Origin of the sequence: Amycolatopsis granulosa, assembly GCF_011758745.1 — a bacterium.
Lineage (GTDB): Bacteria > Actinomycetota > Actinomycetes > Mycobacteriales > Pseudonocardiaceae > Amycolatopsis_E > Amycolatopsis_E granulosa.
Genome location: NZ_JAANOV010000001.1, coordinates 2996457 through 3020983, shown reverse-complemented (window position 1 = coordinate 3020983; position 24527 = coordinate 2996457). Strand labels below are relative to the sequence as shown.

Genomic DNA, 24527 nt, shown 5'->3' with positions numbered 1-24527 from the left:
GCGACCACCGCCGGCCCCGCCTCAGCGAACCACCTGCACGGTGTCCCCGCTGGACAGCGAGCTGAAGAACTTCTCCGACGCGCTGGTCGACAGGTGGATGCAGCCGTGCGAGTACCGGGACAGGCTGCCCTGGTGGAAGGCGACGCCGGGCTGGAAGAAGACGGAGTTCGGCATGGGCGCGTCGAACTCGCGGCTGTGGTAGTCCTTGACCTTGCTGGAGACGCGGAAGGTGCCGACCGGGGTCGGGTGGCTCGCCATGCCGGGCATGATCTGCACCGGCCCGTAAACGATCTGGCCGTCGTGGAGGAGCCACGCCTTGCGCGCCGAAAGGTCGACGCAGGCGTCGACGGTGGCGGCGCACGGGACGCCCGCGGCCTGCGCCTCCTGGGTGGGTGCCGGCTTCTTGGGGGTGCTCGTGGGACTGGACGACCTCGAGGGGCTGCTGGAGGGGGTCGCCCGGCTGCTGCTGGAAGCCGGAGCGGACGAGGTGCTCGACGGCGGGGTGGTGGTCGTCGTCGAAGCGGTGGCGGCGACCTGCTGCAGACCGGCGGCCTGCTCGGAGGCACTGCCACACGCGGCGAGCACCAGCACGGCCGCCGCGGCGGACACAGCCAGCATGATCTTCTTGACGGTCACGGTTCGTCCCCCAGATTCTGATGATCTATACGTGTGGGTAGACGCCCGCCCCGGCGGCGAGGTTGACCGCTGCACGTCACGATCTCGTTTCAGGGTCCGGTGCAGCCCGCCGCCGACGGCCTGCCTCGCCGCGGCACCCCGAGCGGCCGCTCCGCCCTTCCGCGGGCGCGGATCGGGCACGATGGCCTCATGCGCTACGTCATCGTCGGAGCGGGCGCGGTCGGCTCGACCGTCGCCGCTCAGTTGCACCTCGCCGGAATTCCGGTCGTGCTCATCGCCCGCGGCGAGCACGGCGCCAGGATTCGCCGGGACGGGTTGCGGTACTTCCGGCCCTCGGGCGAGCAGCTCGTGCGGGTGCCCGTCGCCGCGAGCGCGGAGGAGGTCGAGCTCGCCGCGGACGACGTCCTGGTCGTGGCCACGAAGACCCAGAACACCGAGGAGGTCCTCCAGGAGTGGTCGTGGCGGCAGGCCGGCTCCGGCGTGGCCGCCGACCTGCCGGTCGTGATGCTGCAGAACGGGCTGGAGAACGAGCGAGCAGCGCTGCGCCGGTTCGCCACCGTGTTCGGCGCGTCACTGTGGATGCCGACGTCCTACGTGGAGCCGGGGGAGGTCTGCGCCCAGGGCGCCGAGCAGCCGGGCATCCTCTGGCTGGGGCAATTCCCGTCCGGTGACGATCCGCGACTCACGGCGATCGCCGCCGACCTGCGGGCTGCGGACTTCGGCGTGCAGATCGTGCCGGACCTGCTGCGCTGGAAGGCGGGCAAGCTGCTCGCCAACCTCGGCAACGCGGTCGACGCCCTGTTCGGCCGCGAAGAGCGCACCAGACGGCTCGGCAAGGAACTCCGCAACGAGGGCCGCCGCGTGCTCGCCGCGGCCGGGATCGATCCGGTCGATCTTCGCGAAGCATCCGAAATAGACACCTCCGTCGCTGATCCCGCACCGATTCCCGGGCGTCCTCGTGTCGGCAGCTCGACCAGGCAGAGCCTGGCCCGCGGCACCGGCTCGGTGGAGGGCGATTTCCTCAACGGCGAAATCGTCCTGCTCGGGCGGCTGCACGGGGTGCCGACGCCGCTCAACGCCGCGTTGCAGCGACGTCTTGCGCTGGCCGCCGCGCGCGGTGAAGCTCCTGGTTCCGCCGACCTCGCCGACATCGACCTGCCCCGGCCGCCGGTGCTCATCAGCGCTGACGAACTCCAGCGGCAGCTCGGCTCGGCGGCTCCGCCCGTCCTGCTGGACGTCCGCTGGGCGCTCGGTGACCCGAACGGGCACCGTCACTACCTCGACGGTCACCTGCCTGGTGCGGTGTACGTGGACCTCGACACCGAGCTCGCCGGCCCGCCGTCACCCGCCGACGGACGACACCCCCTGCCGGACATCGAGGCCCTCCAGGCAGCGGCCCGCCGCTGGGGCATCCGCGAAGACTCGTCCGTCGTCGCCTACGACAACAGCGGGAACCTCGCCGCCGCCCGTGCGTGGTGGCTCCTGCGGTGGGCCGGAGTCGCGGACGTCCGGCTCCTCGATGGCGGGCTCGCCGGGTGGGGCGACCGGCCGCTGGAGACCGGCTTCGGCCGCCCGCCCGAGCCGGGTGACGTCGTGCTCAAGCCCGGTCACCTGCCCGTTCTCTCCATCGACGAGGCCGCCGTATTGCCTGCGCGGGGCACGTTGCTCGACGCGCGGGCGGGCGAACGCTACCGCGGCGAACAGGAGCCGGTCGACCCGCGGGCCGGTCACATCCCCGGCGCTGTCAGCGCGCCGACCGGGGACAACCTCGCCGCCGACGGCCGTTTCCGGTCACCCGCCGAACTGGGCGCCCGCTTCCGCGAACTCGGCGCCGCCGATGGCCCGGTCGCCGTCTACTGCGGCTCGGGCGTGACCGCATCACACGAGATCGCGGCACTGGCCGTCGCGGGGATCGACGCCGCGCTGTACCCCGGTTCGTGGTCCCAGTGGTCGAACCAGCCCGACCGTCCCGCGGCGACCGGGCCGAACCCCTAGGCCGAGGTGTCCGCGTGCCGCTCCGGCTGGTTGCCTCGTGCGGCCGGCACCAGCCTGAGCAGCGCGTACGCCGTCCCGGACACCACCAGCCCCACGTAGTACGCCAGATCCGCGCCATGGGCGGCGGCCGCTACCGGCCCCGTGAACACACTGGTGTTCATGAACGGCACGACCGACGCGCACCCGAGCAGGAACGCGACCAGGGCCGGCCACCCCGGCTGCGTCGCAGCCGCTTCCGTCAGCACGTCGAACCGCCTGCCCCGCCGCGTCCGGCTCCACCAGTCCAGGACGACGACCCCGACGAACGGCGGGATCCAGTAACCGATCACCAGCAGCACGTCCTCGAACTTCGACGCCAGGTCGCCGCCGTGCATCCACATGATCAGCGCGAACGCGATCACGGTCACCACAACGGCCGACACCGGTCGCCGCAGCCGCACGCCGATCGTCTGCAGCGCGAGCGAGCCGCTGTAGTCGTTCATGGCGTTCGACGAGATCGCGGTCAGCGCAATCACGACCAGTGCGACCGTGCCCAGCACCCCACCACCGAGCAGGGTGCTGATCCCTTCCGTGGTCTGGCTGCTGATCATTGCCCCGGCCGCGAGCCCGATTGCCTCACCCCATCCGAAGGACAGGGTGAGCCCGAGCAGCGTGTACACGAACGCCTGCGGACGCGACGTCGTCGACGGCAGGTACCGGCTGAAGTCCGACGCGTAGCTCGCCCACGAGATCGACAGGCTCAAGGCGATGGTGCTGAACAGGACAAACGCCCCGGCGAGGTCGCCGCCGGACACCGAGTCGGAGGTCACGACCGGATGGCCGCCGACCAGCTTCACCGTCAGGACCACGAAGAACACCGCGGTCACCGCCGTCATCACGGCCTGCACCCGGTGGATCACCTCGTACCCGAGGACGCCCACGGCACACTGCAGCAGCAGGATGACCGCCACCGCGAGCCAGAACGGCATGCCGCTCAGCTGGGCGAGCGCCTCGCCGCCGAACAGCCCGACCAGCGCGTCCCACGCGATCGAGTTGAACCACTGCACGAGGCCGGGCAGCGCCACGGTCCGGCGGAACGGCAACCTCGCCATCGGCAGCTGCGCCGTCCCGGTCACCGGTCCCCACGTCGCGAGGTAGGCGACCGGTACGGCGCCGATGACCGTGCCCAGCAGCAACGCCACCAGTCCGGTTCCGAACCCGAGCCCGAGCGCGCCGCCGAGGGCGCCCGAGAACACAGCGGTCATCGTGAGGTTGGGGGCGAAGAACACCGTGAGCAGGCGCACCGGCCGTCCGAATCGGTTCCCGGCCGGCACCGGCATGATCCCGTGGGATTCGAGCACGAGATCGCCGGACCTGGTCGGCATCCGCCCGCCGAACACGTCCGCGGTCAACCCTGTCCTGTCCATACGCTTCACGGTCTCACAGCACGGTCAGTCACCACCCCTTCCTGGTAGTTGTAGACGTATGCGCCTGCGTCCGAGCACCTCGCACTGGGGAGCCTTCTCCGCGGCCCCGGACGAGGACGGGAATCTCGAGGTCGTCCCGCACCCCGCGGATCCCGCACCCTCACCGTTGCTCGGCAACCTCCCCAGCGCCCTGACCGATCCCACGCGGGTCGCGGCGCCCGCCATCAGGCGCGGCTGGCTGGAGCGCGGCCCTGGCCCCGACCCCAGGCGCGGGGAGGACGAGTTCGTCGAGGTCGGCTGGGACCACGCCCTCGACCTCCTTGCGGCCGAGCTCCTGCGGGTGCGGACCGAACACGGCAACGAGGCGATCTACGGCGGCTCCTACGGCTGGTCGAGCGCAGGGCGGTTCCACCACGCCCAGAGCCAGCTCCATCGCTTCCTCAATGCCTTCGGGGGGTTCACCTCCTCCCGCAACACCTACAGCACAGGCACCAGTGCGGTGGTGCTTCCGCACATCGTCGGCAGTGCCGACGACGTTCTGCGCAACGGGTCCAGCTGGCCGACGATCGTGGCGAACACCGAACTCCTCGTGGCCTTCGGTGGCGTCCCCGAGAAGAACGTCTTCGTCACCCCCGGCGGGGTCACCCGGCACCACACCCCGGGTTTCCTCGCCCAGCTGGCCGAGCGGAACGTCGAGGTCGCTCTCGTCAGCCCGCTCCGCGCGGACCTCCCCGGGCAACTCGATGCGCAGTGGTACCCCATCCGCCCCGCGACCGATACAGCACTCATGCTCGCGCTCGCCCACACCCTCGTCACGGAAGGGCTGCACGACCGGCACTTCCTCGACCGCTACTGCACTGGCTACGCACAGTTCGAGCGTTACCTCCTCGGATCGGACGACGGGGTGCCGAAGGATGCCGCCTGGGCCGGCGGCCTGACCGGCATCCCCGCGGCGCACATCGTCGACCTCGCCCGCCGTATGGCGAGACGCCGCACCTTCATCACCGTCACGTGGAGCCTGCAACGCATCGAGCACGGCGAGCAGCCGGTGTGGGCAGCCATCGCCCTGGCCGCCATGCTCGGCCAGATCGGTTTGCCCGGTGGTGGCTTCGGGCACGGCTACGGCTCGATGGGTGACACCGGTGACATCGGCCCGGACTTCCGGGTGCCCCACCTTCCGCAGGGAATCAACCCCGTCAAGCAGTTCATCCCCGTCGCCAGGATCGCGGACATGCTCCTGAACCCGGGGACGCGCTACCAGTACGACGGCGCGGAACGCACCTACCCGGACATCCGTCTCGTCTACTGGGCGGGCGGCAATCCCTTCCACCACCACCAGGACCTCAACCGGCTGCGGAAGGCTTTCACCCGGCCGGACACCGTCGTTGTCCACGATCCCTTTTGGACTTCTTCCGCGCGTCATGCCGACATAGTCCTGCCCAGCACCACGGCTTTGGAACGGGAGGACTTCGGCGCTGGACGCCGTGACACCCACCTCGTCGCGATGCACCGAATCGCCGAACCGCGTGCGCAAGCCCGCGACGACTACGCGATCCTGGCCGGCCTAGCCGCCCGCCTGGGCATCGAGGATGCGTTCACCGAAGGCCGGACCGCGCGCGAGTGGCTTCGCCACCTCTACGGTACGTGGCGGGACAACCTGGCACACAAGGGAATTCATGTACCGTCCTTTCCGGATTTCTGGGAGGCGGGTGGGTTCCAGCTGCCGAACGACGAGTCCGATCGAACCTTGTGGGCCGACTTCCGAGCCGACCCTGTGACGCATCGGCTCCCGACCCCGAGCGGAAAAATCGAAATCACGTCCGCGCGGGTGGCGTCGTTCGGGTACGACGACTGTCCCGGCCACCCGGTGTGGCTGGAGCCCGTCGAGTGGCTCGGCGGCGAGCGCGCCAGCCGCTTTCCGCTGGTCCTCATCGCGAACCAGCCCCATGCGCGCCTGCACAGCCAGCTCGATGTCGGCGCGGTCAGCCAGGCGGCGAAGGTCGCCGGCCGTGAGGCGGTCCGGCTGCACCCCGCGGACGCTGCGCGTCGAGGCATCGGCGATGGGGACCTGGTGCGGGTCTTCAACGAGCGCGGGGCGTGCCTGGCGGGAGCCGTGCTCACCCCGGATCTCCGACCCGGCGTGGTGCAACTGCCGACGGGCGCCTGGTTTGATCCCCAGGGGTCGCTGTGCGTCCACGGCAACCCCAACGTGCTGACCGCCGATCGGCCATCGTCCCAGCTGTCGCAAGGATGCACGGGGCAACATGTGCTCGTCGAAATCGAGCGTTTCGCGGGCGAGCCACCAGGCATTTCGGTGACGCGGCCACCGGTCATCTCGCGTGCTCGCGAGATGTAGGTCTTTGTCGTGCGCGAAAGATGCTTCATGATCGCTCCTTGCTGCGATTTCCGTTGTGGGGCAAGGAAGGTTCGGCACTGGATCCGTGGTGCCATCGACGACAGTACACCACGAATCGAAAGCGTGTTCTAGTCCGATCGATCGATTCTCCAGGAATATCTGCCTTTTGGTAGATGGCGTGCGCGCGCCCTTTCCTGCATTCTCGGTTCGTCACCGACATGGAAAAGGGGAGGGTCGATGAACACGACCACGGGCATCATCCGGCGCGGAGGGCTCGACATGGGCTGGCCGGTTCCGGTTCTCGGGGCCCTGTGCGCCGTTCTGGTTGCGATGCCGGTGGCCTCGGCGCCCGAGACCGTGTCCGCGCTGTCCGTTCTCCTTGCGGCGATGGGAACAGTGCTGTACCGCCGCCGGCCGCCCCTGGTCATCGTGGCCGCTTCCGTTGCTGCTTCCGCCATCTCGGTCCTGGTTACCGTCGCGTGCGGCGGGCGCGCCGAAGAGGGCGCGGCCGCGTGGCTGTTGCTGGAGACCGTGTTCCTGTTGTGTCTCCTCGTCCAATCGGTACGGCGGCTTCGGATCGCACTTGTGCTGCCAGCTGCCGGAATGCTGGTGAGCGCGGTGGTGCTGGCACCGCTGAGGCTTGGGGCGGCGGCTCGTGCGTCCCCGGCGGCGGCTTCCGTTCTCGCATGGAGTTTCGGCTGCGGCCTGCTGGCCGCGTGCGCCGTCGCCATCGGTCTGTATCTGCGATCGCTCGACGAAGCGCGTGAAGAGTCGGCCCGCGCGGCACGGCGGGAGCAAAGCCTGCAACTCGCCCGGGAGTTGCACGACTGGCTCGGCCATGAGGTGACGGGCTTGGTGCTGGAAGCGCAGGCCGCGCGGCTCGCGGGACGGCCGGCCGGAGAGGTGGAGCATGCCTTACGGCGGATCGAAGAGGCCGGAGTGCGCGTTCTCGACTGTGTTGACAACGCGCTGTGCTGGCTGCGTGCGGGAGGGGAAGTGGCCGCGACGACGGGCGGTGGCCGATCGATGGCCATTACGGACCTTCCGGCTCTGGTACGGCGATTCGAAGGCCTCGGGTCGATCGGCGTCGTGCTGAACCTGGACGAACGCGCGCGGGAGGTCGGCCCCGATGTGGCGGCCACGGTCTATCGCGTCGTACTCGAAGCGTTGACCAACGTCCGGCGTCACGCCCCGGCAGCTCGGGAGGTGTCGGTGGAGGTCCGTCGAAACGCCGGTCACCTGATCGTCCGGGTGGTGAACGATGGCGTGCGGCGGCAGGGGTTGCTCAAGCGTGGGCGCGCCGGTGGCAGTGGACTGGACGCCCTGATGCAACGGGTCGCTGCCCTGGGCGGGAAGTCCTGGGCGGGGCGGGTGGGATCGGCCGGGTGGGCGGTCCACGTAGTTGTTCCGGTCGCCGTATGACAGCCGTCCGGATCCTCGTCGCGGACGATCAGGAAGTGGTTCGGCGGAACCTGCGGCGCATCCTGGAGGCTGAAGCCGACTTCGAAGTGGTGGGTGAGGTCGCGGACGGCGAGTCGGCTGTGCAACAGGCCCGCACGCTGAAGCCGGACGTGGTGCTGGTGGATGTCCGGATGCCGCGACGGGACGGGCTGGCCGTCACCCGTGCGCTCGCCGGGCCCGAGGTGGCGGAACCGATGAAGGTAGTGGTGATCACCACGTTTGATCTCGACGAGTATGCGTATACCGCACTGCAGAACGGCGCCTGCGGGTTTCTGCTCAAAAGGTCAGGGCCGCGGCTCCTGGTCGAAGGTGTTCGTGCTGCGGTGTCCGGTGGCACATTGGTCAGCCCGCAGATGACCCTGAGCCTGCTCCGGTTGTCCGGGCGACCGCCCTGCCGCGGCCGCCGTTGGACAGTGTTATCGGGACGCGAACGGGACATCGTCCGTCTCGTCGCCCAGGCGAAGACCAACCCGGAGATCGCGCAGTCACTCGGAATCACGGCTGGGACGGTGAAAACGCATTTGAGGAGCATCCAGCGGAAGCTGGACCTGCGTAATCGGGTCGCGATCGCCACCTGGGCGTGGGAAACCTGCGAGGAGAGTGAGGTGGGAAGTCGAGAAGTAACAACAAGTCGAGTGTTCGAGGCGGAACGATGATCACCCAGCGCACGATCGTCTGCTTGATCGTCACCCGATGGAGTTGTCTTTTTCCATGATCGGGGAAAGAGAGAGTCTGTCGGCATCTGAGAAGTCATCGCGCTGGTAGTTTTTGGCTCAGCCGCAGCCGACTCTGTGGGGGGTCGAGTGACGTCAGGCGAGAGCGGCGAAGTACTGGGGAAGGTCAACGCCATGCCGATGGAGAGTGTTGATGGCGCGCACAGTTCTGCGTGACAGGTCGAACGACCTCGTGCGGAGCGTGCAGCTGGCAGACCGCACGGGCATCATCGCTGCCAGCGCGCCGAAGCCGGTCGAGCGGTCCCGGGACCGCCATCCGACGGTCGTCGATCTGACGGCGGTGCCAGGTCAGCTCGAGCTCGCGTTTCCTTGGCAGACGGTCGCGCAGGCGCGGGCGGGCGAGGAGCGTAGGTTGCTCCGCCGGGGCCGCCGGAACCTGATCGTGGCTGCTGCCGCCGTCGTGCTGATGGGCGTCGGCTGGGTCGGTGGCGACACGTTCGGCTTCGCCGACGACCCGGACCCGACGCCGGCGGTCGCGGTAGGGGCCATGCCGGAGGATCGGCCCGCCGAGCCGGTACAGCCGACTCCTAGCGCGAGCCCTGCTCCCCAGCTGCCGACGTCGACCACCCGGCCGACCGCGGTGCCGCCGTCGACGACGGGCACGACCCCGCCGGTTCGGAAGAGGGGCGCCCCCACCACGACGTCGACCTCCGACCGGTCGGAACCGCGGGTCGATCCCGTCGAGGAAACCACCACTCCGCGCGACAAGCCAATCGCGCAGTCGCTCGACGATCAGATCAAGCACTTGTTCGAGGTATGGACGCGGAACCGTTCGAGTGGCCCCGGGCAGCTGGACCGGACGTTGAGGTCTTTCGGTCCGTTCGGGCACTGAGGTACTACCCAGGCGTAACCCCAGGTGCGACCGAACGCACCGGCGAAGTAGCTGAGCGCGATCATGCGCATCACCCGGAGAACCGCGGGCGCGGCGGGCCTGACGCTCCTGCGTCAACACGCTGCACCGTCCGGCACCGTCGCACGAGCCGCTGGCGGCACCGTCGCTCGTGCGGCTCCGGGCAGGCCCCACGCGCGGCTCGGGGCGCGGCTGGTGGGCGGCTGGCGCGTGGCTCGTGGTGGATGCTGGGGAGCCGATCGCGCCGGATGTGCCCGGCGAACGCAGGATTCGCGTCGGGGACTCTGGCCGCGACCGGGCTGACACCCGATGTGGCGGATGCCGGGGCGCCGATCGGACGGGTTGCCTCGGGCGCCCGGAATCCTGGGCGGTCCGGGTGAGTGCCAGGTGTGGCGGCGGCCCGGGTTCCGTCCGGCGATGCCGTGCCTGCCGGCGCCGCGTATTGTGCCGCGCCGGTGCCCAGCGCTGGAGTAGCCACGGCGCTGCGCCCACGTGATCCGCTGAACCGGCACTCATGTGTGGTATGCCGGGCCGATGCCTGGGCTGGGTGCCGGACCGGTGCTTGAGTGTGGCCTGGCGGGCTGGCGCTCGGGTGTGGTGTGCCGGACTGGTGCTTGGGCGGGGTGCCGGACTGGTGCTTGAGCGTGGCGTGCCCGACCGGCACTCAGGTGGGGTGTGCCGGACTGGTGCCTGAGTGTGGCCTGGCGGGCTGGCGCTCGGGTGTGGTGTGCCGGACCGACGCCTGAGTCCGGGGTGCCGGACCGGTCGCTTGAGCGTGGCCTGGCGGGCTGGCGCTCGGGTGTGGTGTGCCGGACCGACGCCTGAGTCCGGGGTGCCGGACCGGTCGCTTGAGCGTGGCCTGGCGGGCTGGCGCTCGGGTGTGGTGTGCCGGACTGGTGCTTGGGCGGGGTGCCGGACTGGTGCTTGAGCGTGACGTCTCGGCCGGCGCGCGGGTGGAGCGGCGGCCGGGGTCAGACGTTGGTGATCTCGTCGATGAAGGCGTCGACGTCGAAGTGGTCGCTCTCCGCGCCCACCGGAACGAGCTCGGTGGCGGCGTCCAGGAAGCGCTCCACGTCCTCGCGCTCCATTTCCACCAAGGCGTAGCCGTCGGGGGACTCGATCTCGAGGATCAGGATGCCCTCGTCCGTCGAGAGGTCCGGGCGCACGCGCACATCGCCGATGCCGGAGCGCTCGCGCAGCCCCGTGACGAGCAGCTCCCGCGCGAACGTCCACTCCACCCAGCGGCCGTGCTCCGTGCGGAACGCGATGTTGACGGCAAACGGCTCGCTCGCCACGTACGACAGTCGAGACAGGACTGGAGCACTGGAGCCGTTGAGTGACACGAACTGGCTCTGGGTGACGGTATCGGTGTTCACGTGCCACCTCTCGCGGTCGGGGTTCGCGCTCCGGCGCGAACGGGTCGGACAGCGATGAGATGCGAGCGGCGGCGGAAAATGATGTCTCGCCGCCGACTTTCACGCGATCGGCTGCAATACCCCCGGAACCTGTAACACGCGCGGGCCACCCGATCAGCCGCCGTTCAGGGGAACGCTGAGGCCAACCTTGACGCGTTCCATGGCGACGCTCGTGGTGAAGTGCCGCACCTCACCGTTGTCGAAGAACATGCGGCGCGTGAACGCCTCGAACTCACCCATGTCCCGGCACTGCACGACCAGGATGAAGTCCGCCGACCCCGTAACGTAGTAGCACTGTTGCACAGCGGAGTCAGCGATCGCCTGCTTCCGGAACGCGTCCAGCACCTCCCGCTGCTCGCGCTCCATCTCCACCATCACGATGAAGGTCATGGTCACCCCGACCGACGACGGCTCGATCACCGCCACCTCGCGGGAGATCACCCCGGCCTGCCGCAGCCGCTTGATACGGCGCTGCACCGCGGCGGCCGAGAGCCCCACCTCGGCGCCGATCGCCTCCGCTATCGTGCGCGAGTCGTCCTGCAAGCGGCGCAGAATCTCGTAGTCGAGTTTATCCAGGTCAGGGGCGGGCACCACCGCATCGTAACCAACCGGGGTCGTGCGACGCGGCTCACGCGACCGGCACGAAGCGGACGTCACGGGCATCCTCGCCGGCAGCGAAACGCAGCAGCCGTGCCCCCGCGCTCTCCAGTGCATCCCGGTCCTTTGTGGAGATCTGGCGGAACGGCTCGATCTCCAGGGTTGCCGCGCCGCGGGCACGGTGGATGCGCCACACGCCGCCCACCATCCCGTCGAGCAGGACCGTCCCGGGAAGCACCCCGTTCGGCGCGTTGAAGACCCGCCTGCGCGCGTCCTCCGGCAGCACCCGGCTCCGGTCGGCGTGCGCGAGCAGCAGGTTGTCGAACTCCGCGATGAACCGCGGCGGCGCCGGTGTCGCCGGGTCGGGGCGCGGTGCCTCCGGCAGGTCGAACACCTCCCGGCCCTGCTCGGTCCGGAAGACACGCAGCCGGGGACGTAGCCGCTCCACCACCTCGCCCAACCGGGTCAATCCACTCCACGCCTGCACATCCGCGACACTCGCCGGCCCGAACGCTGCCAAGTAGCGCACCACCAGATCGTCCAGCGACGCGGTCCGGTCCAGCGCCCGGCCCAGCCAGTCCTCCGCCGTGGTCAGCGCCGTCCGCCCGCTTTGCCCCCACACCGCGCGTGGCGGGACCTGGACCAGCGGCAGCAGACCGCGGGCCGCGTGCGCGAGCGCCGCCGGTGGGGTGTCCGGCCAGTGCGCCGCGAGTGCCTTGCCCAGCGCCGACGGGGTCAGCGGCTCCCCGGCCAGTACGGCACGCGCCCGCTGCGCGACCGCCTCGAGGTCGAGCGGGGCCAGTGCCTTCGCATAGCTGGCGTTCGTGGCCAAGTCGCGGTCGAACAGCCGCTGCACGCACGGCCGCAACCACAGGCAGTCCTCCGCCGTCACCAGGTGCACCGTCCCCCGCATCACCGCGATCCGGACCACCTGCCGATCCAGCAGGAGCCCGCCGAGCTGCTCCGGCCGGAAGCCGTGCAGCCGCGACCACAACCCGTAATACGGTGGCCACGGGGCCTGCGCCTGCAACCCGCACAGGTGACGGACGGCCTCGAGCGGGGTGGCCTTCGCCCGGCGCAACAGCAGTTGACGAGCGAGAAGGGCCCGGTTCAAGGCCCGCGGGCTCAGTGTCTCCGGCATGGGCGAACCCTAGAACGTACCGGTGACAGTTCTTGTCCGCGTAGTCCTTCCGGGCTCCACTTATGTGACCTGGAACACAACTGACCGGTCTACCCAGGGGTAGCCCCTACAAGTGTTCCATGCATGAAGGACACCACGCGGTCCTTGCCGGCCTGGGAGCCTGGCTGCCGCCGCGGGTGGTGGACAACGACGACCTCGCCCGGCGCCTCGACACCTCCGACGAGTGGATCCGCACCCGGACCGGCATCCGGGAACGCCGCATCGCCGACGCCGGCACGTCTACTGTGGACATGGCCGTCGCCGCCGGGCGCAACGCCTTGCGCAGCGCCGATTCCGAGCTGGTCGACGCGGTCGTGCTCGCGACCGCCACGCCCGACCAGCTCTGCCCCGCCAGCGCTCCGCAGGTCGCCTCGGCGCTGGGGCTCAGCGGCGTCGCCGCGTTCGACGTCAACGCGGTCTGCAGCGGCTTCATCTACGCCCTGGCCACCGCGGCGGGCCTGATCTCCGGCGGGGTGGCCGGCCGGGTGCTCGTCATCGGCGCCGACGCCTTCAGCCGCTACTGCCGTCCGGACGACCGCACCACGGTCCCGATCTTCGGCGACGGTGCCGGCGCCGTGGTCCTGCGCGCCGGGACCGCCGACGAGCCGGGCGCCCTGGGGCCGTTCGACCTGCACAGCGAAGGGGAGCACGCCGACCTGCTGATCGTTCCGGCCGGTGGCGTCAAACAGCGCCGGTCCGACGATCCGGACGACCACTACCTGACCATGCAGGGCACCGCGGTGTTCCGGCACGCCTGCGCCCGCATGGCCGAATCCGCGCGTGCCGTACTGGACCGGTCCGGGCTCGCCGTGGCGGACGTGGACCGGTTCGTCGGGCACCAGGCCAACATCCGCATCCTGCAGGCCACCGCCAAGCAGCTCGGGATGGCCGGCGACCGGGTGGTGGCCAACATCGAACGGGTCGGCAACACGAGCGCGGCGTCGATTCCGCTCGCGCTGGCCGACGCGTGCCACGACGGCCACCTCCAGCCCGGGCACCGCGTCCTGCTGACGGCGTTCGGCGCCGGGCTCACCTGGGGTTCGACGCTCCTGACCTGGCCCGACGTCAAACCGGGCGGCGACGCCTAGTTCGTCCAGGTCTCCGTGGGCGTGTCCCGGCCGCGGAGCTGGATCGCCTTGTGCCGGGACCACTGCGCCTGCTCGCCCGGTGACGCCCGCGACCGGATCGTGTCGCTGGCCAGGATGCGGCCGGACACGTGCTTCGCGTGCTCGGTCAGCCGTGCGGCTTCGTTCACCGCGTCGCCGATGACCGTGTATTCCAGGCGGCTGCGGCTACCGAGCTGCCCGGCGAACACCGGACCGCAGGCGACGCCGATGCCGAGGTCCAGCTCACCCTCCTGACGCACGGCGTCCCGGATGGCGCGCGCCGCGGACAGCGCTGCGGTGGCCGGGTCCGACAACCGGGTCGGCGCGCCGAACACACACAACGCGGCGTCGCCCTGGAACTTGTTCACCAGCCCGCCCCGCGCGTCGACCGCCGACACCACGCTGTCGAACAACCGGTTGAGCTTGCGGACGATCTCCTCGGGCGGCAGCCGGTAGGCCAGGGCGGTGGAATCGACGACGTCGACGAACAACGCCGCGACCTCCCGCACGTCGCCGCTCAGGGACACGCCGTGTTCGAGCGCGTGCCGGGCGACGTCCATGCCGACGTGCCGCCCGAACAGGTCCCGCAACCGGTCCTGTTCCCGCAGCCCGGTGACCATGCTGTTCACCGACACCTGGAGCGAGCCGATCTCGCTCGCGTCGTCGACCCGGACGGTGACGTCCTTGCGGCCGCGCGCGATGAGCCCGACGGCCATCCGCAACCGGCGCAGCGGCGCGGCGACCGCCCGGGCCAGGAGCGCCGTGCCGATCGCGCCGGAGAGCAGGCCGACGATCGAGAGCATGATCAGGCTCGCGGTCTGGTCGGCCTTGCCGATGTTCGGTGGCGCGGCGACGATCAGCACGCCGAGCAGCGGGACACCGCTCGCCACCGCCCAGGTGATGACGAGCCGGGACAGGACGCTCACCGACACCGCGTTCCGCGGCGGGCTCACCTCGAGCGCGCGGATCAGGATCGGGCGCGCGACCCATTCCGCGGCCAGGTACATCAGGCCGACGGTGAGCAGCCCGCCGAGCCCGACGGCGAGCGTCACCCCCACGGTGTCCAGGACGGACCCGAGGACGTTGGTGAGCGAGCCCAGGATGATCGTGCCGCCGAGCCACAGGCTCCCGCTGACCAGGGCGAGGTCACGGGGCAGCCGCAGCGCGCGGCGTGCTTCCGGCGGCGTGGGGCGGCGGCCCTGGAAGAACCACACCGCGGTGCGCCGGTGCAGGATCGCCGACCACGCCGAGCCGACGAGCACCGAGAGCAGCACGTACGCGCCCGCACAACTGAGCAGGACCCAGTTGCGGTCGCCCATGTCCGCGGGGATGCCCTGGAGGAACAGCAACAGCCCGACGGCCGCGGCACCGCAGACACTCGACCCGACGCCGAGCGTCACGAACCCCAGCCCGGTGCGCAGCGCCACGCGGAACTTCGCGAGCTGGGCGAACTTCGGCACGATGGTGATCGTATTGCGCCCGGGGCGGAGGCCGCGTCGTCGCCGCTCGGTGGGCGGCGGCTTGTCCGGATGGCCCGCCGGTGGCGTCAGGAGGCGCGCTTGCGGGACCGGCCCGGCCGGGCATTCCGGACGGCTTTTTCCAGCTCGGCGCGGTTGAGTTTGGACCGGCCCTTGATGTCGAGCTCCCGGGCCATCCGGTCCAGCTCGGCCTTGCTCAGCGACGACAGGTCGGGGTCGGCCGGCTTCCGGGAGCTCCGCTTACCGGAACCCGTGCCCGACTCCGAACGCTTGCTCGATCCGCTGTTCTCGCGCGACTCGGCGGACGAACGAGACCCACCGGAGGAACCCTTCCGGCGCTCGACGCTGCGGGACAGCGCTTCGAACAGATCCACGACCTTCGTCGGCTCCGACGGCGGCTCCTCGACGCTCACCGTGCGCCCGGCCTTCTTGTCGTCGATCAGCTTGAGCACCCGCTCGTTGTACTGGTCGTGGTAGTCGTCCGGACGCCAGTCGTCGGCCATCGAGTCCACCAGCGCGATCGCCATCTCGAGTTCACGCCCGCGCGGGGAAGCCTTTTCCGGCAGCTTCGTCAGCTCCTTCGCCGGGTCCCGCACGTCCTCGGCGAACAGCAGCGTGTCCAGCACCAGCACACCGTTGCCCGCGCGAACCGCCGCGATGTGCTCCTTGCCGCGCATCACGAACCGCGCGATGCCGGCCTTGTTCGTCTCCGCCATGGCCTGCATCAGCAGCCCGTACGCGCGGCCGAACTCCTCCTTCGTCGGCGCGAGCCAGTAGCTCTTCTGGAAGTACAGCGGATCGATCTCGCCCAGATCGACGAACGACTCGATGTCGATCGACCGCGATCGCCCTGGCGCGATCTGGTCCAGCTCCTCCTGCTCGACCAGCACGTAGTCGCCGTCGCCGAGGTCGTAGCCCTTCACGATGTCCTCGTAGGGCACCTCCTCGCCGGTCCGCTCGTTCACGCGCTTGTACCGGATCCGGTCCGACGTCCCCCGCTCGAACTGCCGGAAGTGCACGGTGTGGTCCTCGGTGGCCGAGTACAACTCCACCGGCACCGTCACCAGCCCGAAGTTGATCGCACCGCTCCAGATCGCCCGCACCATCACGCCTCCCGAGTCAGCCGGTCCAGTGCCTTCGCCGCCGAACCCGCCCGCACACCCACATCCCGCCACGGATCGGCCTTGCGCGCCAGCCGACGGGGACCCGGCGCAGGTCGAACCCGTCCGGCGAGACCCGGGCCGGACAGAACACCTTCCCGGGCCGGGACACCTCGATCGCGGCGGGATTCACGGCTGCTCCCGGACGACCTCGGCAGCCGGTTTGTCGTCCCGCACACCGAGGAACCGGGGATGCCGCAGTTTGCCGTCGCCGGTCCACTCGGAGAACCGGACCTGCACGACCAGTTCCGGCGCGACCCAACGCGGCCCGCGTTCGGGAACCCGCTCGCCGAACGGCGAGCGCGGGCGCTCGAGCGCGGTGAGGCGCTCAATCAATTCCCGCAGCGTGGTCTCGGTGTAGCCGGCGCCGACCTTGCCCGCGTACCGCAGCCGGCCACGTTCGTGGTACCCGACGAGCAGCGCCCCGAAGCCGGTCCGCGCACCACCCGGAGCGCTGAACCCGCCGACGACGAACTCCTGCTCCTTGACGCACTTGAACTTCAGCCAGTCGGTCGTCCGCCCGGACCGGTACGGCGCGTCGGCGCGCTTGGCGATCACGCCTTCCCAGCCGTGCGCACAGGCGTAGCCGAAGTACTCCTCGCCCGAGGTGTTGCGGTGGTTGGCGTACCGCAGCGGCCCGCCCCAGTCGAACGCCCTGCGCAACAGCTGCTTGCGCTGCCGCAGCGGCAGGCCCGTCGTGTCCTGGTGGTCGAAGGCCAGCAGGTCGAACAGGTACAGGTACACCGCGACCCCGGTGGCCTCGATGCGCCGCCGGTCGGCGAGGTGGATGCGCTGCTGCAGCCGCGCGAAGCTGGTCTGTTTGCCGTCGAACGCGACGATCTCACCGTCGGCGACGAAGGAGGAGGCGCCGCGATCCGCGAGCGCCTCCCCGAGCTCCGGGTAGCCGGAACTGATGTCGTTGTGGTTGCGCGACCACAGCACCGGAGCACTCCCGTCCCGGGCGCAGATCGCGCGGACCCCGTCGAGCTTGCGCTCGAACAGCCAGTTCTCGCGCGAGAACGGCTGCTGGGTCAGCGTCGCCAGCATCGGCGCGCGCCACCCGGGATCTGCCATGATCGGCGGTTACCCTGCCAAACGCGAGGCAAAACCGCAGGTCAGAGCTCGCCGTCCGACTCGGTGAGTCCGTCGCGCAGCCGTTGCAGGGTGCGCGCGAGCAGCCGGGACACGTGCATCTGCGACACGCCGATCCGCTCCGCGATCTGGGTCTGGGTCATGTTGTGCACGAACCGCAGGCCGAGGATCTTGCGTTCCCGTTCGGGCAGGTCCTGGATCAGCGGCAGCAGCGCCTCGTGGTTCTCCACGCCCTCCAGGCCCGCGTCCTCCTCGCCCAGCGTGTCGCCGAGCGCGAGGTTCTCGGTGTCCCCGGACAGCACCTCGTCCAGCGACATCGAGTGGTAGGCGTTGCCCGCCTCCAGCCCCTCGTAGACCTCGTCCTGGCTGACGCCGAGGTGCGCGGCGATCTCGCTCGGCGTGGGCGCGCGGCCCAGCCGCTGCGCGAGCTCGGTGCTCGCGCTGGAGATCGACAGGTGCAGCTCCTTGAGCCGGCGCGGCACCCGCACCAGCCAGCCGGTGTCCCGGAAGTGCCGGCGCACCTCGCCCATCACCGTGGGCACGGCGAAGGACAGGAAGTCCGATCCGCGGCTGGGGTCGAACCGGTCCACGGCGTTGATCAGCCCGACCGTGGCGACCTGGACCAGGTCCTCCTTCGCCACCCCGCGCCCGGAGAACCGTTGCGCGATGTGCTCGGCCAGGGGCAGGTGGCCCGTGACGAGCTCGTCGCGCAGCTCGGCGCGCCGGGGATCGTCGGCCGGCAGGCCCGCCAGCTCGTCGAACAGCGGGGTGAGGTGCCCGTATTCGTTCGACGATGTGGGTTGTGTCTGCTCGGTCCGGGAACCGGTCACGCGCCTGCCCCTGGGACGTCCACGACGACGCGTCGCTTGGCGAGTTCGATGTCCACTTGGTGGCCTCGGCCGTTCGATTTCACATGCGTGTCCACGGAGTCCGTGAGCGTGCTCAGGACCCGCCAGCCGAACGACTTGGTGCTCGGCGCGCTGCCGCTGCCGGACAGCACCGTGCCCTGGAAACGCAGTTCGTCGTCCTCGACCACGAAGCGGCAGCGCATGGTGGAGTCCGGCAGTGCCCGGGTGATCAGGGTCGAGCACGCTTCGTCCACGGCGAGCCGCAGGTCCGCGATCGAGTCCAGGTCGAAGTCGGCCCGCGTGGCCAGCGTCGCCACCACCGACCGGACGATCGGCAGGTGTGCCAGGTCGGCACCGAGCCAGAGTTCGATTTCGTTCTGCGCGCGCAAGGACGGTGGCTCCCAGTCCGTCACGTTCACCTCACCGTCGTTCGAGTGTTGCTTCGGACCCATCATGCCTCGAACGAGGGAAGTTCGCTCGGTCCGGTTACCGTCCGGAAGCTTTGTGTAGCTGGATTGATGACTGTCTCCTCACCGATGGCGCAGGATCGCGCCGAATCCTTCCACGAGCTCCTCGTCGACGTGCATCAGGTCCGCGTCCACGGCGACCGCCGCGGCGGGGACCGCCTCGTCGGCCCGGCACCGGTGGATCTCCGTCGCACCGTAGGCCCGCAGTTCCTCCTCGCCCAGCGCGATCTGCGCCGGGGTCGCTCCCGTGCACACGACGTCCGCGCCCGGGTTGCCGACCAGCAGGGTCTCCACATTGGCCTCGCGCAGCGCGGCCGTCACCGCCTCGAGCCCTTGCACGGCAAGGCCGTCCGGCTGGTTCAGCGCGCCGCGGAAGCGCCACACGACGTCGTCGGCGCGGCTGTGCCGGACGGCCTCGGCGAGTTCGTCGGCCACGTCGGAGTGAGTGGCCTCACGGGCGATCGACTTCGCCGCCGCGGGCAGTTCCTCGATCACCGCCTTGCGGCCCTGCACCTCACCCGCCACCACGATCAGCTGGGCGCGGGTGCGTTCGGCCAACCGGGCGATGGCGCCGGCGATCTCGGTCACGTTCTGGTGCCGGACCTCCTCGGTGCGGTGCTGCATGCGGTGGTGCGCCTCGCCACCACCACGTGTCTTGTGCACCGGGTGGTCCTGCCCGGTGAGCTCTTCGGCCACCGTTTCGTTCCCGTGTTCGTCGTAGGCGCGGATGTCGGCGCCCACCTGGTCGACCTGGGCGACCACGTGCGGCAGGGCCAGCTCGCCGTACCGCGCCAGCGGCAGCAGGTAGGGCAGGTCGGAGACACGGGCGATGGTCGTCGCGGGCGGGCTCGCGAGCTGCTCGTCGACGAGTACCTCCGCGCCGGCGGCCAGCAGCGCGCGCCCGCTCCGGCCGGTGGCGCGCGGACCGTCGAGGATCGCGGCCTCCAGCGCGCTCACGGCACCGTCCGGGGCGTGCTGCGCGGTCAGCGCGTCCTTCAGCTCACGCCACTTCAGCTCCAGTTGCTTCTCGGCGTCCGCGGTGTCGTGCGAATCCTCGAAGTAGACGGACGTGAACGGGCCGGCGGCGGTCACGAGCGGGCGCAGCGTCGTCGTGTCCATGCCCGCTTCTTACCCGGCTGCACTCGCCCCGAAACGCCGGGGTTTCATGGGGGAATGCAGTGGTGGCAAGCACTGGTCGTGTTCCTGGCCGGCCTGTGGGCGGGCACGATCAACGCGGTCGTCGGATCGGGCACGCTGGTCACGTTCCCGGTCCTCGTGGCGCTCGGTTATCCGCCGGTGACCGCGACGACGTCGAACGCCATCGGGCTCGCGCCCGGCACGATCAGCGGCGCCATCGGCTACCGGCGCGAGCTGACCGGGCAACGGCGGCGGGTGGTCCGGTACGCGATCCCGTCGGCGATCGGCGCGGTGTGCGGCACGGCGCTGTTGCTTTCCTTGCCGCCCAACACCTTCGAGACGATCGTGCCGGTGCTGGTCGGGCTCGCCGTGGTGCTGGTGATCATCCAGCCCCGGGTGTCGGTGTGGGTGACCCGGCGGCGCGAGACCGGGTCCGGCGGCCGGTCGCACGGCGGTCTCGTGCTGGTCCTGATCTTCCTCGTCGGCATCTACGGCGGGTACTTCACCGCGGCGCAGGGCGTCATGCTGATGGCGTTCATGGGCATGCTGCTCACCGATCCGCTGCAGCGGCTCAACGGCATCAAGAACGTGCTGGCCGCCGTGGTGAACGTCGTCGCCGGACTGGTCTACGCGTTCATCGCGCCGGTCAGCTGGCCGGTGGTCGGGCTGCTCGCCATCGGGTCCACGGTCGGCGGGCAGCTCGGCGCCACGATCGGGCGCCGGCTGCCCGCGCCGGTGCTGCGCGGCGTGATCGTCGTGGTCGGCATCGCCGCGATCGTGCAGCTGGTGCTCAACCGGTGAAGCTTCGCGCCGCCTGCAGGAACACGTCGTTCTCCTCGCGGGTGCTGATCGTCACCCGCACGCCGTCACCGGCGAACGCGCGCACCACGACCTTGTTCGCGAGCGCGTGCTCGGCGAAGTCGAGCGCCTTCTCCCGCAGCGGCAGCCACACGAAGTTGGCGTGCGTCTCGGGCACCTCGTAGCCGAGGGCGAGCAGTTCGTCCGCGACGCGCGACCGCTCGGCGATGATCCCGGCGCAGCGTTCGCGCATCTCGTCCTCGGCGTCGAGCGAGGCCAGCGCGGCGATCTGCGCCAGCGAGTTCACGCTGAACGGGATGTAGACCCGGCGCACCACCTCGGTCAGCTCGGCCGGGCCGACCAGGTACCCGACCCGCAGGCCGGCCAGGCCGTACGCCTTGGAGAAGGTCCGCAGCACCACGACGTTGTCCCGGGTCCGGGCGAACTCCATGCCGTCCGGCACGTCCGGGTCGGTGACGAACTCGCGGTACGCCTCGTCCAGTGCCACGACCACGTGCGGCGGTACCTGGTCGAGGAACCGGACCAGGTCGGCCCGGCGAACCGCGGTGCCGGACGGGTTGTTCGGGTTGCAGACGAACACCAGCTTCGTCCGGGGCGTGATGGCGGCGAGCATCGCGTCCAGGTCGTGGGTGTGCGTCGCGTCCAAGGGAACCTTGACCGATGTGGCACCCGCGATCTGCGTCACGATCGGGTAGGCCTCGAACGAGCGCCACGCGAAGAGCACCTCGTCACCGGGCGCGCACAGGGCCTGCACGAGCTGCTGGCACAGCGCGACCGACCCGCAACCCACCGCGACGCGCTCCACCGGGAAGTCGTACTTGCGCGCCAGCCGGTCCGCCAGGGCGCTCACCCCCATGTCCGGGTAGCGGTGCACGTCCGCGGCGGCCTCGGCGATCGCGGACCGCACGCTGGGCAGCGGGCCGCCGGGGCACTCGTTGCTCGCGAGCTTGATCGCGCCCGGCACCGTCCGCCCGGCCACGTAGGCGGGCAGCGAGCCGAGATCGGGGCGGGTGGGCACGGACATGACTGGCACTCCTTCGGGGGTCGAACCGCGATCCTGCCACGTTATCCCGGCCACGCCGAGAGGATTGTTGTTGACTGTCGTTCACCCGGGAGTGGTTGAGTAGCACGATGACCCAGACGCACACCGAGCACTACGCACGTGACGACGGCCGCGTGATCGACCTGACCTACGCCGAACCCGACAACGTGGTGCGGGGCGGGCTCGTGGTGTTGCACGAGGTCGGCGGCGTCAGCGACGGGGTGCGGCTGCTGATCTCGAGCCTGGCCGCGGAGGGCTGGCTGGCCGCCGCGCCGCACCTCGCGGAGGCCCCGACCCCGGACGCCGTGCTCGCCGCCACCGACATCGCGCTGGCCTGGCTGGTCGACCGCGGTGTCCAGGCCGACCTGCTGGGCGTCGTCGGCTTCGACCTGGGCGGCACCGCCGCGCTGCTGGTCGCCGCCAACCGCAAGCTGGGGGCCGCCGTCAGCGTCGGCGGGCACGGCGTGGACGAGAAGCCGGGCCTGGTCGACATCGCCCGCGAGCTGGTCAGCCCGTGGCTCGGGCTCTACGGCGACGCCGGCGACGAGCTGAGCGCGGCCGAGGTCGAGAAGCTGCGGGAGGCGGCGGCCGCGTCCCGGGTGGCCACGAACGTGGTCCGGTACCCGGGCGCCAACCACCGCTTCGACGCCGACCCGGACGCCGCGATCGAAGCCTGGCAGCGCACGTTGAGCTGGTTCGACGCCCACCTCCGCTAATACGCTCCGGGGGTGACCACCGACGTTGCTGACACCCCGGAAGTGTTGTGGCGACCGGACCCGGAACGGGTCGCCGCGACCAGGATCCAGGCCTTCCGGGACTGGCTGCGTGCGGAACGCGGCCTGGACGTCTCCGGCTACGACGAGCTGTGGCGGTTCTCGGTCGAGCAGCTCGAGGAATTCTGGGGCGCCGCCGCCGAGTTCCTGGGCCTGCGCTGGCACTCGGTGCCCAGCGCGGTGCTGGCCGGCGACCGCATGCCGGGAGCCCGCTGGTTCCCCGGCGGCACCCTCAACTACACCGAGCACGCGCTGACCGGGGCCGACGACGACCTCGCGGTGATCTTCCGGCGGGAGGACGGCGCCGCCGACCGGCTCACCTACCGGGACCTGCGGGAGCAGGTGGCCGCGGCGCGGTCGGCTCTGGTCGCGCTCGGCGTCGGCAAGGGTGACCGGGTGGTCGCGCTCGCACCGAACTGCCCGCAGACGGTCGTGGCGTTCCTGGCGACCGCGAGCCTGGGTGCGATCTGGTCGTCGTGCTCGCCCGACTTCGGCGTCCGCGCGATCAGCGACCGGTTCACCCAGATCGAGCCGAAGGTGCTCGTCGCCGTCGACGGCTACGTCTACAACGGACGGTCCTTCGACGTCCGGCCGACGGTCGGGCAGCTGCGTGTGCGGATCCCGTCGCTGACCGCGACCGTGCTGATCGACTACGCCGGCGGCGGCACCGTGGCGGACGCGCTGAGCTGGGACGCGTTGCTCGCCGAGCACGCGGGCGCGGAGATGGCGTACGAGCCGGTGCCGTTCGACCACCCGCTGTGGGTGCTCTACTCGTCCGGCACCACCGGCCTGCCGAAGGGCATCGTGCAGGGCCACGGCGGCATCGTGCTGGAGCACCTCAAGGCCACCGTGCTGCAGATGGACCTCGGGCCCGGCGACGTGTTCTTCTGGTTCACCACCACCGGGTGGATGATGTGGAACTTCCTGCTCGGCGGTCTGCTCGCGCGGTCGACGATCGTGCTGTACGACGGCAGTCCCGGGCATCCCGACCTGACGGCGCTGTGGCGCCTGGCGGCCGAGGAGCGGATCACCTACTTCGGCACGTCGGCTCCGTTCATCCAAAGCTGCCTCAAGGCGAAGCTGCACCCGGGCGCCGACTTCGACCTGTCCGCGTTGCGGGCGGTCGGGTCCACCGGCGCGCCGCTGAGCGACGACGGGTTCCGGTGGATCGCCGACGAGGTCGGCCGGTCGGTGCAGATCTGCTCGGTGTCCGGCGGCACCGACCTGTGTGCCGCGTTCGTCGCCGCCGCGCCGGACGTGCCGGTGTGGCTCGGCGAGCTGTCCTGCCGGGCGCTCGGCGCCGCGGTGACCGCGTTCGACGAGGCCGGCCGCGAGCTGGTCGACGAGGTCGGCGAGCTCGTGGTGACCCGGCCGATGCCGTCGATGCCGGTGTTCTTCTGGAACGACGACGACGGGTCGCGGCTGCGCGAGGCGTACTTCGACACCTACCCCGGCGTGTGGCGGCACGGCGACTGGATCCGGATCACGCCTCGCGGGTCCGCGGTGATCTACGGCCGCAGCGACTCCACCCTCAACCGCGGCGGCGTGCGGATGGGCACCGCCGAGTTCTACCGGATCGTCGAGGGCTTCGACGAGATCGCCGACTCACTCGTCATCGACACCACCCGTGCGGGGAATACGGAGGGTGAACTGCTGTGTTTCGTCGTGATGGCGCCCGGCGCGGAACTGGCCGAGGTCGAGCCGGAACTGCGCGCGGAGCTCAGGCGGGGGCTGTCGCCACGGCACGTGCCCGATCGGTTCGTCGAGGTGGCGGAGGTCCCGCGGACGCTGAACGGTAAGAAGTGTGAGGTGCCGGTCAAGAAGATCCTGACCGGCGTGGCGCCGGAGCGGGCGGTCAGCCGGGACGCGCTCGCCAACCCGGCGGCACTCGATCCGTTCGTGGAGCTCGCCAGGGGGAGTTGAGGGGGCAGGGTGTCCGGGAGGACGTTGACGGGGGAGCGGCCGGCGGTGTGGC

At 70.6% G+C, this 24527-nt stretch carries 21 protein-coding genes; 9 read left to right on the top strand and 12 right to left on the bottom strand.

Annotation, left to right across the window (positions count from 1 at the left end; genetic code table 11):
• Positions 1-21: 21 nt before the first annotated feature.
• Positions 22-636: a L,D-transpeptidase gene (locus FHX45_RS14725; protein ID WP_341771461.1), complete on the bottom strand. Its 615-nt coding sequence runs from the start codon at positions 634-636 to the stop codon at positions 22-24.
• Between the two features lie 189 nt (positions 637-825).
• Between FHX45_RS14725 and FHX45_RS14720 the strand changes: the two genes are divergently transcribed.
• Complete coding sequence (locus FHX45_RS14720; protein ID WP_167101435.1) at positions 826-2631, top strand: rhodanese-like domain-containing protein; 1806 nt, start codon at positions 826-828, stop codon at positions 2629-2631.
• Here the strand turns inward: FHX45_RS14720 and FHX45_RS14715 are convergent.
• The gene (locus FHX45_RS14715; protein ID WP_167101433.1) at positions 2628-4037 is read right to left on the bottom strand and encodes a purine-cytosine permease family protein; all 1410 of its coding nucleotides are present in this window, start codon (positions 4035-4037) and stop codon (positions 2628-2630) included. The genes FHX45_RS14720 and FHX45_RS14715 overlap by 4 nt on opposite strands.
• A gap of 58 nt (positions 4038-4095) precedes the next feature.
• On the opposite strand from FHX45_RS14715, the gene FHX45_RS14710 reads away from it, so the two are divergent.
• The 4 genes from FHX45_RS14710 to FHX45_RS14695 all read left to right on the top strand — a co-directional run bounded on the left by FHX45_RS14710 (position 4096) and on the right by FHX45_RS14695 (position 9420).
• On the top strand, positions 4096-6393 hold the full coding sequence (locus FHX45_RS14710) for a molybdopterin-dependent oxidoreductase (protein ID WP_167101431.1): 2298 nt from the start codon (positions 4096-4098) through the stop codon (positions 6391-6393).
• Between the two features lie 237 nt (positions 6394-6630).
• Positions 6631-7815, top strand: a complete 1185-nt coding sequence (locus FHX45_RS14705; protein ID WP_167101428.1) for a sensor histidine kinase — start codon at positions 6631-6633, stop codon at positions 7813-7815.
• Positions 7812-8510, top strand: a complete 699-nt coding sequence (locus FHX45_RS14700) for a response regulator (protein ID WP_167101425.1) — start codon at positions 7812-7814, stop codon at positions 8508-8510. Before FHX45_RS14705 ends, FHX45_RS14700 begins: the two co-directional genes overlap by 4 nt.
• Positions 8511-8721: 211 nt before the next feature.
• A complete protein-coding gene (locus FHX45_RS14695; RefSeq protein ID WP_167101422.1) occupies positions 8722-9420 on the top strand; it encodes a hypothetical protein in 699 nt (232 codons plus the stop codon).
• Between the two features lie 989 nt (positions 9421-10409).
• Here the strand turns inward: FHX45_RS14695 and FHX45_RS14690 are convergent.
• From FHX45_RS14690 to FHX45_RS14680, 3 genes are all read right to left on the bottom strand, one after another.
• Complete coding sequence (locus FHX45_RS14690; protein WP_167101419.1) at positions 10410-10814, bottom strand: SsgA family sporulation/cell division regulator; 405 nt, start codon at positions 10812-10814, stop codon at positions 10410-10412.
• A 153-nt stretch (positions 10815-10967) separates the two neighbouring features.
• Entirely contained in the window at positions 10968-11444 is a 477-nt protein-coding gene (locus FHX45_RS14685; RefSeq protein WP_167101416.1) for an Lrp/AsnC ligand binding domain-containing protein, read from the bottom strand.
• 37 nt (positions 11445-11481) lie between these two features.
• Complete coding sequence (locus FHX45_RS14680; RefSeq protein WP_167101413.1) at positions 11482-12591, bottom strand: winged helix DNA-binding domain-containing protein; 1110 nt, start codon at positions 12589-12591, stop codon at positions 11482-11484.
• A gap of 119 nt (positions 12592-12710) precedes the next feature.
• Between FHX45_RS14680 and FHX45_RS14675 the strand changes: the two genes are divergently transcribed.
• Positions 12711-13718 carry a beta-ketoacyl-ACP synthase III gene (locus FHX45_RS14675; RefSeq protein ID WP_167101410.1) on the top strand — a complete coding sequence of 336 codons (1008 nt, stop codon included), beginning with the start codon at positions 12711-12713 and terminating at the stop codon, positions 13716-13718.
• Here FHX45_RS14675 and FHX45_RS14670 read toward each other — a convergent pair.
• The 6 genes from FHX45_RS14670 to FHX45_RS14645 form a co-directional block, all read right to left on the bottom strand.
• Entirely contained in the window at positions 13715-15196 is a 1482-nt protein-coding gene (locus FHX45_RS14670; protein WP_167101407.1) for an adenylate/guanylate cyclase domain-containing protein, read from the bottom strand. The genes FHX45_RS14675 and FHX45_RS14670 overlap by 4 nt on opposite strands.
• A gap of 86 nt (positions 15197-15282) precedes the next feature.
• Positions 15283-16320, bottom strand: a complete 1038-nt coding sequence (gene ku, locus FHX45_RS14665; RefSeq protein ID WP_167101404.1) for a non-homologous end joining protein Ku — start codon at positions 16318-16320, stop codon at positions 15283-15285.
• A gap of 183 nt (positions 16321-16503) precedes the next feature.
• A complete protein-coding gene (gene ligD, locus FHX45_RS14660) occupies positions 16504-17448 on the bottom strand; it encodes a non-homologous end-joining DNA ligase (protein ID WP_167101401.1) in 945 nt (314 codons plus the stop codon).
• Between the two features lie 41 nt (positions 17449-17489).
• On the bottom strand, positions 17490-18296 hold the full coding sequence (locus FHX45_RS14655; RefSeq protein WP_167101398.1) for a SigB/SigF/SigG family RNA polymerase sigma factor: 807 nt from the start codon (positions 18294-18296) through the stop codon (positions 17490-17492).
• Positions 18293-18727 carry an ATP-binding protein gene (locus FHX45_RS14650; protein WP_167101395.1) on the bottom strand — a complete coding sequence of 145 codons (435 nt, stop codon included), beginning with the start codon at positions 18725-18727 and terminating at the stop codon, positions 18293-18295. Before FHX45_RS14650 ends, FHX45_RS14655 begins: the two co-directional genes overlap by 4 nt.
• A 117-nt stretch (positions 18728-18844) precedes the next feature.
• A complete protein-coding gene (locus FHX45_RS14645) occupies positions 18845-19900 on the bottom strand; it encodes an Rv2629 family ribosome hibernation factor (RefSeq protein WP_167101392.1) in 1056 nt (351 codons plus the stop codon).
• A gap of 54 nt (positions 19901-19954) precedes the next feature.
• Between FHX45_RS14645 and FHX45_RS14640 the strand changes: the two genes are divergently transcribed.
• On the top strand, positions 19955-20719 hold the full coding sequence (locus tag FHX45_RS14640) for a sulfite exporter TauE/SafE family protein (protein ID WP_167101389.1): 765 nt from the start codon (positions 19955-19957) through the stop codon (positions 20717-20719).
• On the opposite strand, the gene hisC is transcribed toward FHX45_RS14640, so the two are convergent.
• A complete protein-coding gene (gene hisC, locus FHX45_RS14635) occupies positions 20709-21761 on the bottom strand; it encodes a histidinol-phosphate transaminase (protein ID WP_167101387.1) in 1053 nt (350 codons plus the stop codon). The two genes, FHX45_RS14640 and hisC, sit on opposite strands and share 11 nt — an antisense overlap.
• 107 nt (positions 21762-21868) lie before the next feature.
• On the opposite strand from hisC, the gene FHX45_RS14630 reads away from it, so the two are divergent.
• On the top strand, positions 21869-22495 hold the full coding sequence (locus tag FHX45_RS14630) for a dienelactone hydrolase family protein (RefSeq protein ID WP_167101384.1): 627 nt from the start codon (positions 21869-21871) through the stop codon (positions 22493-22495).
• A gap of 12 nt (positions 22496-22507) precedes the next feature.
• Positions 22508-24475: an acetoacetate--CoA ligase gene (locus FHX45_RS14625; RefSeq protein ID WP_341771459.1), complete on the top strand. Its 1968-nt coding sequence runs from the start codon at positions 22508-22510 to the stop codon at positions 24473-24475.
• Positions 24476-24527: the final 52 nt, after the last annotated feature.

Excerpts from the sequence above, each read along its gene's own strand:
- FHX45_RS14720 (WP_167101435.1), top strand. The coding sequence starts at position 826 with ATGCGCTACGTCATCGTCGGAGCGGGCGCGGTCGGCTCGACCGTCGCC.
- FHX45_RS14715 (WP_167101433.1), bottom strand. The coding sequence starts at position 4,037 with ATGGACAGGACAGGGTTGACCGCGGACGTGTTCGGCGGGCGGATGCCG.
- FHX45_RS14710 (WP_167101431.1), top strand. The coding sequence starts at position 4,096 with ATGCGCCTGCGTCCGAGCACCTCGCACTGGGGAGCCTTCTCCGCGGCC.
- FHX45_RS14705 (WP_167101428.1), top strand. The coding sequence starts at position 6,631 with ATGAACACGACCACGGGCATCATCCGGCGCGGAGGGCTCGACATGGGC.
- FHX45_RS14700 (WP_167101425.1), top strand. The coding sequence starts at position 7,812 with ATGACAGCCGTCCGGATCCTCGTCGCGGACGATCAGGAAGTGGTTCGG.
- FHX45_RS14695 (WP_167101422.1), top strand. The coding sequence starts at position 8,722 with ATGGCGCGCACAGTTCTGCGTGACAGGTCGAACGACCTCGTGCGGAGC.
- FHX45_RS14680 (WP_167101413.1), bottom strand. The coding sequence starts at position 12,591 with ATGCCGGAGACACTGAGCCCGCGGGCCTTGAACCGGGCCCTTCTCGCT.
- FHX45_RS14675 (WP_167101410.1), top strand. The coding sequence starts at position 12,711 with ATGCATGAAGGACACCACGCGGTCCTTGCCGGCCTGGGAGCCTGGCTG.
- ku (WP_167101404.1), bottom strand. The coding sequence starts at position 16,320 with ATGGTGCGGGCGATCTGGAGCGGTGCGATCAACTTCGGGCTGGTGACG.
- ligD (WP_167101401.1), bottom strand. The coding sequence starts at position 17,448 with ATGGCAGATCCCGGGTGGCGCGCGCCGATGCTGGCGACGCTGACCCAG.
- FHX45_RS14645 (WP_167101392.1), bottom strand. The coding sequence starts at position 19,900 with ATGGACACGACGACGCTGCGCCCGCTCGTGACCGCCGCCGGCCCGTTC.
- FHX45_RS14640 (WP_167101389.1), top strand. The coding sequence starts at position 19,955 with ATGCAGTGGTGGCAAGCACTGGTCGTGTTCCTGGCCGGCCTGTGGGCG.
- hisC (WP_167101387.1), bottom strand. The coding sequence starts at position 21,761 with ATGTCCGTGCCCACCCGCCCCGATCTCGGCTCGCTGCCCGCCTACGTG.
- FHX45_RS14630 (WP_167101384.1), top strand. The coding sequence starts at position 21,869 with ATGACCCAGACGCACACCGAGCACTACGCACGTGACGACGGCCGCGTG.